The sequence below is a fragment of the Sphingomonas sp. Ant20 genome, from assembly GCF_000783375.1.
GTDB classification, from domain to species: Bacteria; Pseudomonadota; Alphaproteobacteria; order Sphingomonadales; family Sphingomonadaceae; genus Sphingomonas; species Sphingomonas aerolata.
Genome location: NZ_JRVI01000103.1, coordinates 1 through 14,175, shown reverse-complemented (window position 1 = coordinate 14,175; position 14,175 = coordinate 1). Strand labels below are relative to the sequence as shown.

Sequence of the window (14,175 nt, the reverse complement as noted above, 5' to 3'; positions counted from 1 at the left end):
GTGGGGAGGGCAGCGCTCGCGGCGCCCCTCACCCCGGCCCTCTCCCCACAGGGGAGAGGGAGCAGTGATTATGCCGCCATCGTGAACGGTTCGAGCCCGGCGAGCTTGGTCCGCACCTCGGGCCGCGAGACTGCGCGCGGTTCCAGCCCGCGCACACCGTCGGCCATCGCCTTGATATGCGCAGGGGTCGAGCCACAGCAGCCGCCGAGCACGTTGACCTGCTTGGCCACCGCCCATTCGCCGACCAGCCCGGCGGTCGTCGCCGGCATCTCGTCATATTCGCCGAGTTCGTTGGGCAGCCCGGCGTTCGGGTAGATCATGATCAGCGTGTCGGCGATGCCGGACAGGGTCTTCACATGCGGCCGCAGCTGCTCCGCACCGAACGAGCAGTTGAGCCCGATCGTGATCGGCTTGGCATGCCGCACCGCGTGCCAGAACGCCTCGACCGTGTGCCCCGACAGGTTTCGGCCCGACAGATCGGTCAGCGTCATCGACAACATGATCGGCACGTCGCGCCCGAGATCGTCGCCCGCCTCGATCGCGGCCATGATTCCGGCCTTGGCGTTGAGCGTATCGAACACCGTCTCGATCAGGATGAAGTCGACCCCGACCCCCTCGCCGCCTTCGAGCAACGCGTCGATCTGTTCGCGGTAGACGCCCTTCAGATAATCGAAGTCGATCTCCCGATAGCCCGGATCGTTGACGTCGGGGGACAGCGACAGCGTCTTGTTGGTCGGCCCGATCGCACCCGCCACGAACCGCGGCCGGCCGTCCTTTGCTTCATATTCGGTCGCGAGCGCCCGTGCGATCTTCGCGCTTTCGACGTTGATCGCGCGGACCAGATGCTCGGCACCGTAATCCGCCTGGCTGATGATGTTCGCGCTGAACGTGTTGGTCGAGACGATGTCCGAGCCCGCGTCGAGATATTCGCGCGTGATCGTCTGGGGCACGTCCGGCCTGGTGATCGCCAGAATGTCGTTGTTGCCCTTCTGGTCGTGGCTGAGCCCGAGGTCGCCCGCATAGGCCGCCTCGTCGAGCTTCCAGTTCTGGATCTCGGTGCCGAACGCGCCGTCGGTGATCAGGATGCGCTTGGCGGCTTCCGCGTTGAAACGTTCACGTGGTGTCATCGATTGGACTCCCCCCTCCCGCAAGCGGGAGGGGGGGGTGAATTACGCCGCGCGCGACCTTTTTCGCTCGGCTTCGCGCGGACGCCGAGCATGTGACAGATAGCATAGGCGAGTTCGGCGCGGTTGAGCGTGTAGAAGTGGAAATCCTTCACGCCCCCGGCATAGAGCCGCCGGCACATCTCGGCCGCGATCGTCGCCGCAACCAGCTGTCGGGCCGCCGGATGATCGTCGAGCCCCTCGAACAGCCGATCCATCCAGGCCGGAATCTCCGCCCCGCACGCGTTCGCGAATTTGCGCGTCTGCGCGACGTTCGAGACCGGGAGGATACCCGGGAGGATCTGCGCGGTGATTCCGGCTGCGGCGACCCGGTCGCGGAACCGGAAATAGGCTTCGGGCGAGAAGAAGAACTGCGTGATCGCCCGCGTCGCGCCCGCATCGAGCTTGCGCTTCAGGTTGTCGAGATCGACGTCATGCCCGCCGGATTCGGGGTGGCATTCGGGATAGGCCGCGACCGAAATCTCGAACGGATGCAGCCGTGCCAGTCCGGCGACCAGCGCGGCCGCATTCTCATACCCGCCGGGATGCGCCTGATAGGGCTGACCCAGCGTCGGCATGTCGCCGCGCAGGGCGACGATGTGCCGTACGCCGGCTGCCCAATATTCCTCGGCAACCTGATCGATCTCGGCCTTGGTCGCCTCGACGCAGGTCAGGTGTGCGGCGGCGTTCATCGACGTCTCGCGCTGGATCCGCGCAACGGTCGCGTGCGTCCGCTCGCGCGTCGACCCGCCCGCGCCATAGGTCACCGACACGAAATCGGGACCGAGCGGCTCCAGCGTGCGGATCGCGTCCCACAGCTGGGCGTCCATCTTGTCGCTTTTCGGCGGAAAGAATTCGAAGCTGATCCCCACGTCGCCCGCCAGGTCGGCGAAAAGAGGTTCTTCGAGCGCACGACGCGCCTCGGCCAGTTGGGGAATAGTGATTGTCGTCATGCCGCCTTCACCTCACGCAAACTCAGGCCAATCCTGCGGCCGAGCCATAATTTCACCGTCAGCTCACCGCCCTCGAGCGTCTCGACGCGCGCGGTCTGCAAACCGGCCGCGTCGAACCAAGCCGTCATCTGATCGTCGGCAAAGCCGAGACGCGTATGCGCATCGCTCAACCGCAATTCCTCGCGGTCGTGGCTCGCGAAATCCGCGATCAGCAACCGCCCGCCCGGCGCCAGCACGCGTGCCGCCTCGCGGACCGCGGCGCCCGGCTGCTGTGCGAAATGGAGCACGTGATGCAGGATCGCGACGTCCGCCGCCCCGTCGTCGAGCGGCAGCGCGTACAGATCCGCCTGCCGTAATTCGGCATGCGCCATGTCGTGCAGCTTGGCGCGCGCCAGACGCAGCATCTCCGAACTACGATCGATTCCCAGCGCGAGACGGGCATGTCCACCGAACAGCTCGAGCATCCGACCCGTCCCCGTGCCGATGTCGATCAGCGTACCAACCCGCGCATCGCCGAGCATCGCCGCCATCGCCGCCTCGACCTCGCTTTCGGCGACGTGCAGCGAACGGATCGCATCCCATTCGTCGGCATGCCCCTCGAACCACGCCGCCGCGCTCGCCGCCCGATCGGCGCGTACTGCAGCAAGCCGTGCCGCGTCGGCAACCGCCCAGTGATCGGGTTCTGCCCTGGCCCAGCTATCGAGAGCAGCAGCGACCGGATCGACGACATCGCTGCGCCCCACGCCGACGAATACCCAGCTGCCCTCCTTGCGACGCTCCGCCAGACCGGCATCGCACAGGATCTTCACATGGCGCGACACGCGCGGCTGGCTCTGCCCGAGCACCTGCGCGAGTTCGCCAACCGACAGCTCCATGCGACGCAGAAGCGCGAGAATACGCAATCGGGTCGCATCCGCCATCGCACGGAAGATTTCGAGCGCCATCGTCATGGGCAGTCATATAAAGAATTCTTTATATGAGGTCAACGCAGGCCGTCGCGTGTCGCTGGAGGAATGCTGGCCCCAGGGTCGTCCCAACGTCGACGGATCGGAAACGCTTGGTCCGCGTTCGAACACGCGATGAACTGGAAAGCATCCGGCTCACAAGCGCCAGGTCCGTCCGGATCGACGCCGAATTTGATGATGGGAGTGTTATTCATGAAGAAGTTTCTGATCCCCGCGCTGGTCCTGACGGCCGGCCTCGCAGCGTGCAGCAACAATGCGCAGAACGAGACCGCGGAAGCGGCGAACGCCATCGCGGCCGACGCAAGCGCAACGACCCAGAATGCGGTTGCCGATGTCGATGCCGCCAGCGATCGTGCGCTCGGCTCGGCTGAAGCATCGCTCGACAATGCCGGTGCGCGCATGGACAACGCCGCTGACCGTCTTGACGCCAGTGCCGACCGCGCCGGTGAGCGCGCAGAGCCCAATGCAGACCGTGCGGGTGCTGCGATCAACAACAGTGCCGATCGCGCAGCAGACGCCACGGGTAACGCACTGACCCGCGCCGGCAACGCGATCAAGGACTAATCCCCGTCACGGATCGCCCCGCACCGCGTCGTCCGACCGCGATCCGGTCGATGGTCCTGCGCTCCCGGCCTGTCTGGTCCGGACGAGGACTATCAACGGGACTCCCGTCTGGCGGCCGGCTCGGGGCGGTTCTGTCGCTCGCCCTGCTGGGCGCCTGTTCCCAGACTCCGGAACACCCCGGCGCGGTCACGCGGGACGAGGCAGCGCAACTCAACGATGCCGCGACCATGCTCGACGCGAACAGCATGCGCCCCGACGGCCTACCCCCTGTTGGCAACTCGACGGCCAACGGCACGACACCGTCCCCTTCCTCTTCGCAAAGCGACCAGCCTCAATGATGAATCGCCGCCTCGGCTCGACCGATCTCAAGATCGCCCCCCTCGTTCTCGGGGGGAATGTGTTCGGATGGACAGCGGACAAGACCGCCAGCTTTGCGGTCCTCGACGCGTTCGTCGCGGGTGGCGGGACGATGATCGACACTGCCGACATGTATTCGTCATGGGTAGACGGCCATGAGGGTGGCGAATCCGAAACGATGATCGGCGACTGGCTGCGGACTAGCGGCAGGCGCGATGACGTACTGATCGCGACCAAGGTCGGCATGTTGCCGGGTGAAGGTGGCGAAAAGCTCCAGCCGGCGCGTATCGCGGCAGCGGCCGAAGCATCGCTCAGGCGTCTCGGCACGGATCGCATCGATCTCTATTACGCGCATCAGGATGACGACACGGTGCCGCAGGAGGCTGTCCTCGAGGCCTTCGGTAAGCTCGTCGATGCCGGGAAGGTGCGCGTGATCGGCGTGTCGAACTTCCACGCCGCACGCCTGAAATCCGCGGTGGACGCCGCAAAGGCCAGCGACCTGCCGCGCTATCATGTCCTCCAGCCCGAATATAATCTCGTCAGCCGCGACAAGTTCGAAGGCGAATTGCAGGATTACTGCGTGACCGAAAATATTGGCGTTCTTCCCTATTACGGTCTCGCATCGGGCTTCCTCACCGGCAAATACCGCACGCCCGACGATCTGGGCGCAAGCGTTCGCGGCGGTGGCATGCGCGACCTCCTCGACGGAAAGGGCAAGGCGGTCCTCGAGGCGATGGATGCGGTCGTCTCTGACACGGGCGCCAGCCACGCGCAGGTCGCGCTCGCGTGGCTCCTGGCACAACCCGGGATCACCGCACCGATCGCGAGTGCGACCAGCGCGCGTCAGATCGAGGATCTGCTGCCCGCGATGACGCTCGAGCTTTCGGATGCGCAGCTTTCGGCGTTGACTCTGGCGGGGGCGTGATGCGTCCCGCGCCCGGGTGACCGGGCGCGGTCTATGCCTCAGCGGAAATGGTTCACCAGGTTCGAATAGTTGTAGGGTTTCTGAAAGAAGGCGACGCCGTCGGGCAGACCTGCGGCTTTGCTCGGCCGCTGGCCGGACGTGACGACGACCTGGATCTGCGGCCAGCGCCGGCGGATGATCGCGGCGAGGGCCAGTCCGTCCATCGAGCCCGGCATGTCGATATCGGTGAATACCGCCGCGACATCGTCACGCGACGTCAGAATCGCCATCGCCTCGTCCGCATCGCCTGCGACGAGCGTCGACAGTCCGGCGTCCTCGATCCGCGCCGTTGCGGTGATTTGAACAAGCAGATGATCTTCGACGATCAGAACGATCCCCGCAGCGGGGCGTCTGATCAATGGCGGTGCGAACAATGGAAACCCCATACACAAATTCAGGGTCGGCTCACGATCGGTCCGCCTGGGCAGGTCGGGACGCGTGAGGCGCGAACCCGCTATGAACGGTCGGCGGCGAATTCGGACGCATCGCCGAGGCGGATTTTCGTCGCATCACATGCGTCCTGTCGCATTCCTGGCGCGTCCAGCCGTATCGGCCGTTCAGTCGCCGACGAACGTCAGGGCCGAGGTGCGACGCTCGCGTTCGTTGACGATCAAAGCCCGGCCTGCGGGAGCTGCCGAGCGCTGCGGGCAATCCGCGCGGAAGCATCCGCGACAGCCAATGCCGATCGGCATGGCCGCGCCCGTCAGATCGATACCGCTCGCAGCGACCAGCCCGCGCGCGAGTGCCGCCTCGACTCCCAGTCCGATTGCAAACTCGGCACGCACCGCACCGAAGCGGCGCCCCTGCGGACGCACCGTCCGCGCCATCGTCAGCCAGCGCGCTCCGTCCTCCATCTCGACCAGCTGCACCACCAGGTCCCCCGGACGATCGAACGCGTGATGGAGTTGCCACAGCGGGCACCGGCCCTCCGCCTCGACCAGTGCCGCGCCGCTCGCGCCGGGATAGCGCTTCGACGCCTGCCCGGCGCGGTCGATCCGGATCATGAAGAAGGGAAGCCCCCGCGCGCCCACCCGCTGCAACGTCGTCAGCCGGTGCGCGACCTGCTCGAACCCTGCGCCAAACCGTCGCTGCAGCAGCTCGATATCGTAGCCGGTCGCCTCGCAGCCGCGCAGGAACCGCGCATAGGGCATCATCACCGCCGCCGCGAAATAGCTAAGCAGATGGCGTCGGTACAGTCGCTCGGCGGCCCGGTCGGTGAAGCCTGCGGCCTTGGCCAGCGCATCGATCTCGGCCTGTGCCTCGATCTGGCCGAGCTGGAACGCGACCGCGAACGTCCGTGAGGCGGGGTCGAGCACCTCGCTCAGTTGCAGCTGGCGGGCATGGAGATCGAGCCGCCGCAGCGTGTCGGGCAGCACGTCGGCAGGCAGGACGCGGATCGTGATGCCGTGTTTGGCGCGTAGGCGCTCGGTGATCGCCCCGTAAAGGTCGCCGGCACCCAGCCGCAGCTCGTCCGCCAGCGCTTCGGCGGCGGCGTCGAGATCGGCAAAGTGATTCCGCCACCGCTCGATCTCGCGGCGCACCAGTGCGACCGGGTCGTCGGATGGCGCAATCGCACCATCCCCCTCTCCCATCCGGTCGAACACGCGCGCAAAGGCCTCGGCACCACCGGGCGCGCTGGCCAGCCATTCCTCGACCTCGTTGCGGTCGATCGCCAGGTCGGCGAACATGGGGTGCGCCAGACGACGCGGATCGCCTCCGAACCGCCGCCCGGTTCGGCCGCCGCCAGGGTCCGCGGATCGAAGTCGAAGCTTTCCGCCAGTTTGATCAATAGCGTTGCGGAAATCGGCCGCTGGTTGCGCTCGACCAGATTAAGGTAGCTCGGGCTGATCGAGAGCATCTCCGCCATCGCTGCCTGGGTCAGTCCGGCACCGCGCCGCAGCCGCCTGATCGCGTGCCCTGCCAGTAATTTGCGCTCAGCCATTCCGCCTCCCCGTCTTTGTCACGATAGTTACAGACAGACAGGGTCCGCGCAACGCCCAACGACAGCACAACCCGGCCAGGCTGCCGCTCACCCTTCCAAACCCCGCAAACCTCAGGCTTTATGCTGCTATCGTCGCCCCGGTTGCTCGAGTTTGTAAACGGGGAGACACATTCGCCATGAAGGAGATGGGCATGACGACCGAACCAATGCGCGCCCGCGCCGTTTTCTCGACCGCAGATTTCGAATTGCTCAAGGAAGCGATCGGGGAATTGATCACCAAGGTTTCGGTCGACGACGTCAAGCTGAGCCGCCTCAGCGCGCTCTATCACCGGCTCGGCCGGCTCGGCTGACCGCCACCGTTCGACGGGCATTTCGCTGAGAAGCGCGCACGTCGGACCGAGCGATTTCCTGGGGAGGAAAAGGGCCCATTGGTGCACAGGCATCGATGGGCTTTTCCGCGTCTGGCCGACGCCCCCGTCCTCGCCTAGGAGGCGGTATGGCCGATGGAATTCTCAACAAGATCAAGGACGATATCGTCCTTTACGGGGCGCTTGCCGCCAATCTGGGCATTGCCGTCGCAAAATTCGTCGCCGCGGGGCTGACCGGGTCGTCCTCGATGCTGACCGAGGGTGTCCATTCGCTGGTCGACAGCGGCAATCAGATCCTGCTGCTGTACGGCCAATCGCGGGCGAAGCAGCCGGCGGATGCGGCCCACCCGTTCGGCTATGGCCGCGAGCTCTATTTCTGGGCGTTCGTCGTCGCGATCCTCATCTTCGCGGTGGGCGCGGGCGTGTCGATCTATGAAGGGTATCGGCACATGCTGCGGCCCGAGCCGCTGTCCGACCCTCTCATCGCCTATATCGTTCTGGGCGTCGCGGTGCTGCTCGAGGGTACGAGCTGGACGATCGCGGTCCGGGAATTCGCCAAGTCCAAGGGGGATTCGGGCTGGTGGACCGCGATCCATCGCTCGAAGGACCCGGCAGGCTTCATCGTCCTGTTCGAGGATTCGGCGGCGCTGGCGGGGCTGCTGATCGCCGGGTTCGGCATCTGGGCCAGCCACGCCTTTGCCGACCCCCGGATCGACGGCGTCGCGTCGATCCTGATCGGCCTGATCCTCGCGCTCGTCGCGGTGATCCTGGCACGCGAATCGAAGGGGCTGCTGATCGGCGAGCGCGCGGACTCTGCCGTGATCGCGACGATTCGCGGCATCGTCGCGGCGCACCCGGCGATCGCCGCGGTGAACCATGTCCGGACGATCCACACCGCGCCCGACAGCATCTTCGCAGCGATCAGCGCGGACTTCGTCGACACGCTGACGATGGGCGAAGGCGAGACGATGATCGAGGCGATGGAAGGCGAGCTCCGCGCTGCGGTGCCGATGCTCGCCTCGATCTATATCCGTCCCGAAAAGCGTGAGGACGCCGTCGTGGTTCACGAGGGCGTCCCGGAGGATCAATAGGCGCGGGCGATCAGGATACGCTCGACCGCGGGCTGACCGGTGAAGATGCAGGCGCCATCGTCGCATCCGGTCTGGCCGATCGGCGCGTTGCGGATCGTCAGCTTGAGCGCCTTCAACCGCTCGACAACCGAGTCGAGCGCCGCGCCCGTCGGCTTCGCCCAGCGCACATCGACCCAGCCCGGGTTCTTCACGCCGTCGGCAAAGTGAGTCTCGAGCGCCGCAAAGTCGTCGATCGGCACGATGTTGGCGCGCAGCCGCTCCACCGACTCGACGTGCAACGCCCCCTGCACGTCCGCCAGCATGCCCGACACCGCTTCGACAAAGGCATCGCGCGAGGTGGCGACGCTGTCGAGCTTGCCGTCCTCGCGGTAGAGCCGGTCGCGGCGGATGACCGAGACGTTGCCGCCCGCCATGTCGCGGCCGCCGACCTCGATCACGATCGGTGCGCCCTTCTTAACCCAGCCCCAGCGCTTGGTCGCCGCCTTGGCGGGTTTCCGATCGAGCAGCGCACGGACCGGCTCGCCGAGCGCGGACTGCTTGGCGAGTTCGGCCTGAAGCGACTTGCAATAGTCGACGATCGCCGCGTCGTCGGGATTGTCGCGCAGCATCGGCACGATCACCACCTGCCACGGCGCGATCATCGGCGGCACGCGCAGGCCGTCGTCGTCGCCGTGAACCATGATGACGCCGCCGATCATCCGCGTCGACACGCCCCAGCTGGTTGTGTTGGCCAGCTCAAACTCGCCAGCTGCGTTCTGGAAGCGGATGTTCTGCGCCGAGGCGAAATTGGTGCCGAGGAAATGCGAGGTGCCCGCCTGGAGCGCCTTGCCGTCCTGCATCATCGCCTCGATCGAATAGGTCGCGACCGCGCCCGGGAAGCGCTCATTCTCGGGCTTCTCGCCCGCGATCACGTGGAGGCCGAGGCACTCTTCGGCGAAGTCGCGGTAGACTTCGAGCATCTTGAGCGTCTCGTCGCGCGCCTCGTCGACGGTTGCGTGCGCGGTATGCCCCTCCTGCCAGAGGAACTCGCTGGTGCGCAGGAACATGCGCGTGCGCATTTCCCAGCGGACGACATTGGCCCACTGGTTGATCAGCACGGGCAGGTCGCGCCACGACTGGACCCAGCGCGCGAACGCGGCGCCGATGACCATCTCCGACGTAGGGCGCACGACCAGCGGCTCCTCGAGCTTGGCGTCGGGATCGGGCACGAGCCGGCCATAGCCGTCGGCCTTCAGCCGGTGATGCGTGACGACCGCCATTTCCTTGGCGAATCCGTCGACATGCTCGGCCTCCTTCTCGAAATAGGAGAGCGGGATGAAGAGCGGGAAATAGCAATTTTCATGCCCCGTCGCCTTGATACGGTCGTCGAGCAGTCGCTGGATCCGCTCCCAGATGCCATAGCCCCAGGGGCGGATGACCATGCAGCCGCGGACGCCGGATTCCTCGGCGAGGTCGGCCTCGGTGATGACGGCCTGGTACCAGGCGGAGAAATCCGCCTCTCGGGTGACGGGGAGTGCGCGCTTTATCATGGCGTCGCGGATAGCGGGTGCGACTGGGTTCGTCACTATGCGTTGCGGCGTGGATCCCACGCTCCGCCGTCATCCTGACGAAAGTCAGGATCCAAGATACCACCCGTAGCGCTTCTGGCTCTGGATCCTGACTTTCGTCAGGATGACGGATGTTTCGGGTGGGATCGCGGGCGCGGTTTGCGTAGGTGCAGGCCATGCCCTCGGACCGCATCCTTCCCGCCATCGGCATGCGGTTGCTGTCGGTCGTGATCTTCGCGCTGATGAACACCGCGATCAAGCTGGCCGAACGCCACGGCGCGAGCGTGTCGGAGATCCTGTTCTTCCGCCAGTTCGGCGCGTGCCTGCTGGTGTCCGGGGTGATCCTCGCCGGGCCTGGCCTGCCCTCGATCGCGACCAAGCGCCTGCCCGCGCACGTCATCCGCGCGGTAGTCGGGCTGTCGGCGATGGCGTTCACCTTCAACGGGATCGTCGCGCTGCCGCTGGCGGAAGCGACGACGATCGGCTTCACCGTGCCGATCTTCGCCACGATCCTTGGCGCGCTGGTGCTGCGCGAGCCGACCGGCTGGCATCGCTGGGCGGCGGTGGCGGCGGGGTTTGCGGGCGTGCTGATCGTCGCGCAGCCCGGTAGCGGCGATCATTTTCCGTTATGGGGTGCGGGCTGTGCGCTGGCGGGCGCGTTCGGGACGGCAAGCGTGTCGATCCTGCTCCGGCAGATCGGCAAGACCGAGAGCGCGCTGACGACGGTGTTCTGGTTCTCCGCGCTGTCGCTGGTGCCGCTGTCGGTGATCTACGCGCGCGCAGCGGAGTCGCATGATCTCGTGACCTGGGCCTGCCTTGCGAGCGTCGGGGTCTTCGGCGGCCTCGCGCAGATCGCGATGACGACCTCGTTGCGGCTCGGGCCGGTGTCGGTGGTGGTGCCGATGGATTATTCGAGCCTGTTATGGGCGACATTGCTCGGCTGGCTGGTGTTCGACACGCTGCCCGCCGAGGCGACCTGGTTCGGCGCCCCCGTCATCGTCGCGAGCGGCCTCTACATCGTCTGGCGCGAACATGTCCGCCGGCAGGACGAAACCGATCGCGCGATCGCCTGAACTGACGTGATCTCCGTCATCCTGACGAAAGTCAGGACCCAGAGTCACAAACGGTAGCGCTCGGTTACCCTGGGTCCTGACTTTCGTCAGGATGACGGGAGCGGATGGGATGACGGAGCGCGTAGGGCGCGCTCCGTCTCCGCCATGTTTCGGAAAGCCGGGGTGTCGCTGGCTCGGGGCCTACTCCGCCGCCTGCGCAAGCGGCACGGGATCCTTCCAGACCAGCACGGGCTTGCGCGCCGCGAGCGTCTCGTCGAGGCGCGCGCGGGGGGGGGAAGTGCGGCGCGGTCTTGAGGCTGGGGTCGCCCGCCTTGGCGCGTTCGGCGACCGAGCGCAGCGCGGCGATGAACTGGTCGAGCGCCGCCTTCGACTCGGTCTCGGTCGGCTCGACCAGCATCGCGCCGTGGACGACGAGCGGGAAGTACATCGTCATCGGGTGGAAGCCCTCGTCGATCAGCCCCTTGGCGACGTCGATCGTCGAGAAGCCCTCGGCGAGCCCCGAGTCTGAGAACAGCGCCTCGTGCATGCACGGACCCGATGGGCCGAACGGCGCGTCGAGCGTGTCGTCGAGGCTGCGCAGGATGTAGTTCGCGTTGAGCACCGCATCCTCCGACACCTGGCGCAGACCGTCGGCGCCGTGGCTGAGGATGTAGGTCAGCGCGCGCGTGAACATGCCCATCTGGCCGTGGAACGCGACCATGCGGCCGAAGCTGCCGGCATGGTGTTCGCCTGCGGTTTCCTCCTCGACGAGGACGAAGGTCTCGCCCTGCTTTTCGACGAAGGGCAGCGGGGCATAGGGCGTGAGCGCCGCCGAGAACACCACCGGACCCGAGCCCGGACCGCCGCCGCCATGCGGGGTCGAGAAGGTCTTGTGAAGGTTGATGTGCATCGCATCGATGCCGAGATCGCCCGGGCGAACGCGACCGACGATCGCGTTGAAGTTCGCACCGTCGCAATAGACGAAGCCGCCCGCCGCATGCACCGCGTCTGAAATCTCGCGCATGTCACGCTCGAACAGCCCGCAGGTGTTGGGGTTGGTGATCATCACGCCCGCGACGTCGGGGCCGAGCCGGGCCTTCAGCGCTTCGGTGTCGACGCGACCCTCGGCGGTGGCGGGGATATCCTCGACGCCATAGCCGGCGAATGCCGCGGTGGCGGGATTGGTACCGTGCGCGCTCTCGGGGACGAGGATGACCTTGCGGTGCCCCTCACCCTTGGCTTCGAGCGCGGCACGGATCGCGAGGATCCCGCAGAGTTCGCCGTGCGCGCCGGCCTTCGGACTCATCGCGACGCTGGTCATGCCGGTGAGCGTAACGAGCCAGTGCGCGAGCTGGTGGATGACCTCGAGCGCGCCCTGCACGGTGTCGACCGGCTGGAGCGGGTGGACGTCGGAGAATCCGGGCAACCGCGCCATCTTCTCGTTGAGGCGCGGGTTGTGCTTCATCGTGCAACTGCCGAGCGGGAAGAAGCCGAGATCAATGCCGTAATTCTGGCGCGACAGGCGCGTGTAATGGCGGACGGTCTCGGGTTCCGAAAGACCGGGGAGGCCGATCGGGGCCTTGCGTGCCAGCGGGCCGAGCTTGCTGGTCGTCGCACGTGCGGGCGCGGTCGCGAAGTCGACGCCGGTAGTGTGGCTGTCGCCGATCTCGAAGATCAGCGCTTCCTCGAGCATCAGCGCCTTGTTGCCGGTGACGCTGGCGGGGACGTTGCCCTTGCCCTGCTCGGGCGCGGTCGGGCGCCAGCCGCTCGGGTTGATGCTCATGCCAGTATCTCCCCAAGTACGGTGGATAGTGCGGACGCAAGCGTTTCGACGTCTTCCGCGGTGGTCGTTTCGGTCACGGCGACGACGAGGCCGTTCGCGAGCTCGTCCTTGCCGGGATAGAGACGCCCGAGCGAGACACCCGCGAGGATGCCGCGATCGGCGAGCGTGCGGACGACTGGACGCGCCTCAACCGGCAACTTCAGCGTGAATTCGTTGAAGAAGCTGTCGTTGATCAGTTCGACGCCGGGGATCTGCGACAGGCGCTCGGCGGCGGCCACGGCACCCGCATGGTTGATCTCGGCCAGCTCTCGCAGTCCCGCTTCACCCAGCAACGTCATGTGGATCGAGAAGGCCAGCGCGCAGAGCCCCGAGTTGGTGCAGATGTTCGACGTCGCTTTTTCGCGGCGGATATGCTGTTCGCGCGTCGACAGAGTCAGCACGAACCCGCGACGGCCATCGGCGTCGACGGTTTCGCCGCAAAGCCGGCCGGGCATCTGGCGGACATATTTGTCCTTGCAGCCGAACAGGCCGACATAGGGCCCGCCGAACTGGAGGCCGACGCCGAGCGACTGCCCCTCGCCGACGACGATGTCCGCGTCCATCTCGCCGGGCGAGGTGATCGCGCCGAGCGCGACGGGCTCGGTGACGACCGCGATCAGCAGCGCCTTCTTGGCATGGCACGCATCCGCGAGCGGACGCAGATCGGCGATGCGGCCGAGAATGTCGGGATACTGGACGACCACGCACGACGTGTCGTCGTCGATCTTCGCGATCAGCCGGTCGATGTCCATCTCGGGCACCAGCCGCGGGTCGGTCGTATCAAGCACGTCGCCGGTGAACCTGGCCATCGTGTTCGACACCGACACGTAATGCGGGTGCAGCCCCGCCGACAGGATCGCCTTGCCGCGCTTGGTGATACGCCGCGCCATCACGATCGCTTCCCAGCACGCGGTCGAGCCGTCGTACATCGACGCATTGGCGACGTCGGTGCCGAGCAGCCGCGCGACCTGAGTCTGGAACTCGAACAGCATCTGCAGCGTGCCCTGCGCGATCTCGGGCTGGTAGGGCGTGTAGGCGGTCAGGAACTCGCCGCGCTGGATCAGGTGATCGACGCTGGCGGGCACGTGATGCTTGTACGCGCCGCAGCCGAGGAAGAACGGCGCTTCCCCTGCGGTCAGGTTCTTCTTGGCGAGCGCCGACATGTGACGTTCGACCGCCATTTCGGAAGCATGCATCGGCAGGTCGCGGACGGGGCCGTCGAGGCGTGCGGCCTCGGGAACGTCGACGAAGAGGTCATCGATCGTCGCGGCACCGATGACGGCAAGCATCGCCTCGCGGTCGGGCTGGGTCAGGGGAAGGTAGCGCATTTTGGTCTCCTTGCCCCTCCCCTTCAGGGGAGGGGTCGGGGGTGGGGCGTTTCCACAGG

At 66.4% G+C, this 14,175-nt stretch carries 11 protein-coding genes and 2 pseudogenes; 5 read left to right on the top strand and 8 right to left on the bottom strand.

Annotated features, from left to right (window positions below):
- Positions 1 to 68: 68 nt before the first annotated feature.
- From NI18_RS13645 to NI18_RS13635, 3 genes are read right to left on the bottom strand one after another with little or no spacing between them, the layout of a single operon-like run.
- The gene (locus NI18_RS13645; RefSeq protein ID WP_031396518.1) at positions 69 to 1,127 is read right to left on the bottom strand and encodes a homocysteine S-methyltransferase family protein; all 1,059 of its coding nucleotides are present in this window, start codon (positions 1,125 to 1,127) and stop codon (positions 69 to 71) included.
- Positions 1,124 to 2,116 (bottom strand): methylenetetrahydrofolate reductase [NAD(P)H], encoded by a 993-nt coding sequence (gene metF, locus NI18_RS13640; RefSeq protein WP_052149204.1) that lies wholly within the window; start codon positions 2,114 to 2,116, stop codon positions 1,124 to 1,126. Before metF ends, NI18_RS13645 begins: the two co-directional genes overlap by 4 nt.
- Positions 2,113 to 3,066 (bottom strand): metalloregulator ArsR/SmtB family transcription factor, encoded by a 954-nt coding sequence (locus tag NI18_RS13635; RefSeq protein ID WP_037530525.1) that lies wholly within the window; start codon positions 3,064 to 3,066, stop codon positions 2,113 to 2,115. The genes metF and NI18_RS13635 overlap by 4 nt, the downstream gene beginning before the upstream one ends.
- A gap of 207 nt (positions 3,067 to 3,273) precedes the next feature.
- Between NI18_RS13635 and NI18_RS13630 the strand changes: the two genes are divergently transcribed.
- Positions 3,274 to 3,645: a hypothetical protein gene (locus tag NI18_RS13630; RefSeq protein WP_037530523.1), complete on the top strand. Its 372-nt coding sequence runs from the start codon at positions 3,274 to 3,276 to the stop codon at positions 3,643 to 3,645.
- A gap of 334 nt (positions 3,646 to 3,979) precedes the next feature.
- Positions 3,980 to 4,927 (top strand): aldo/keto reductase, encoded by a 948-nt coding sequence (locus NI18_RS13625; RefSeq protein ID WP_037530520.1) that lies wholly within the window; start codon positions 3,980 to 3,982, stop codon positions 4,925 to 4,927.
- 38 nt (positions 4,928 to 4,965) lie between these two features.
- Here the strand turns inward: NI18_RS13625 and NI18_RS13620 are convergent, their stop codons facing one another.
- The gene (locus NI18_RS13620; protein WP_306286417.1) at positions 4,966 to 5,325 is read right to left on the bottom strand and encodes a response regulator; all 360 of its coding nucleotides are present in this window, start codon (positions 5,323 to 5,325) and stop codon (positions 4,966 to 4,968) included.
- Between the two features lie 198 nt (positions 5,326 to 5,523).
- A pseudogene (locus NI18_RS13615) lies at positions 5,524 to 6,908 on the bottom strand (short-chain fatty acyl-CoA regulator family protein).
- 191 nt (positions 6,909 to 7,099) lie between these two features.
- Between NI18_RS13615 and NI18_RS25725 the strand changes: the two are divergent.
- Together NI18_RS25725 and NI18_RS13610 are read left to right on the top strand one after the other, a co-directional pair.
- A complete protein-coding gene (locus NI18_RS25725) occupies positions 7,100 to 7,258 on the top strand; it encodes a hypothetical protein (RefSeq protein WP_166746134.1) in 159 nt (52 codons plus the stop codon).
- Positions 7,259 to 7,404: 146 nt separating this feature from the next.
- The gene (locus NI18_RS13610) at positions 7,405 to 8,367 is read left to right on the top strand and encodes a cation diffusion facilitator family transporter (RefSeq protein WP_037530517.1); all 963 of its coding nucleotides are present in this window, start codon (positions 7,405 to 7,407) and stop codon (positions 8,365 to 8,367) included.
- On the opposite strand, the gene NI18_RS13605 is transcribed toward NI18_RS13610, so the two are convergent.
- Entirely contained in the window at positions 8,361 to 9,896 is a 1,536-nt protein-coding gene (locus NI18_RS13605; protein WP_037530527.1) for an aminoacyl--tRNA ligase-related protein, read from the bottom strand. The two genes, NI18_RS13610 and NI18_RS13605, sit on opposite strands and share 7 nt — an antisense overlap.
- 194 nt (positions 9,897 to 10,090) lie before the next feature.
- Between NI18_RS13605 and NI18_RS13600 the strand changes: the two genes are divergently transcribed.
- Positions 10,091 to 10,987, top strand: coding sequence for a DMT family transporter (locus tag NI18_RS13600; protein WP_031441602.1), 897 nt, complete (start codon positions 10,091 to 10,093; stop codon positions 10,985 to 10,987).
- Positions 10,988 to 11,167: 180 nt separating this feature from the next.
- Here the strand turns inward: NI18_RS13600 and gcvPB are convergent.
- Both gcvPB and gcvPA read right to left on the bottom strand, forming a co-directional pair.
- Positions 11,168 to 12,749, bottom strand: a pseudogene (gene gcvPB, locus NI18_RS13595) (aminomethyl-transferring glycine dehydrogenase subunit GcvPB).
- The gene (gene gcvPA / locus NI18_RS13590; RefSeq protein ID WP_037530514.1) at positions 12,746 to 14,116 is read right to left on the bottom strand and encodes an aminomethyl-transferring glycine dehydrogenase subunit GcvPA; all 1,371 of its coding nucleotides are present in this window, start codon (positions 14,114 to 14,116) and stop codon (positions 12,746 to 12,748) included. The pseudogene gcvPB and the gene gcvPA overlap by 4 nt, the downstream one beginning before the upstream one ends.
- Between the last annotated feature and the right edge of the window lie 59 nt (positions 14,117 to 14,175).

Coding starts and splice junctions, on each gene's coding strand:
- NI18_RS13645 (WP_031396518.1), bottom strand. CDS start 1,127: ATGACACCACGTGAACGTTTCAACGCGGAAGCCGCCAAGCGCATCCTG.
- metF (WP_052149204.1), bottom strand. CDS start 2,116: ATGACGACAATCACTATTCCCCAACTGGCCGAGGCGCGTCGTGCGCTC.
- NI18_RS13635 (WP_037530525.1), bottom strand. CDS start 3,066: ATGACGATGGCGCTCGAAATCTTCCGTGCGATGGCGGATGCGACCCGA.
- NI18_RS13630 (WP_037530523.1), top strand. CDS start 3,274: ATGAAGAAGTTTCTGATCCCCGCGCTGGTCCTGACGGCCGGCCTCGCA.
- NI18_RS13625 (WP_037530520.1), top strand. CDS start 3,980: ATGATGAATCGCCGCCTCGGCTCGACCGATCTCAAGATCGCCCCCCTC.
- NI18_RS25725 (WP_166746134.1), top strand. CDS start 7,100: ATGACGACCGAACCAATGCGCGCCCGCGCCGTTTTCTCGACCGCAGAT.
- NI18_RS13610 (WP_037530517.1), top strand. CDS start 7,405: ATGGCCGATGGAATTCTCAACAAGATCAAGGACGATATCGTCCTTTAC.
- NI18_RS13605 (WP_037530527.1), bottom strand. CDS start 9,896: ATGATAAAGCGCGCACTCCCCGTCACCCGAGAGGCGGATTTCTCCGCC.
- NI18_RS13600 (WP_031441602.1), top strand. CDS start 10,091: ATGCCCTCGGACCGCATCCTTCCCGCCATCGGCATGCGGTTGCTGTCG.
- gcvPA (WP_037530514.1), bottom strand. CDS start 14,116: ATGCGCTACCTTCCCCTGACCCAGCCCGACCGCGAGGCGATGCTTGCC.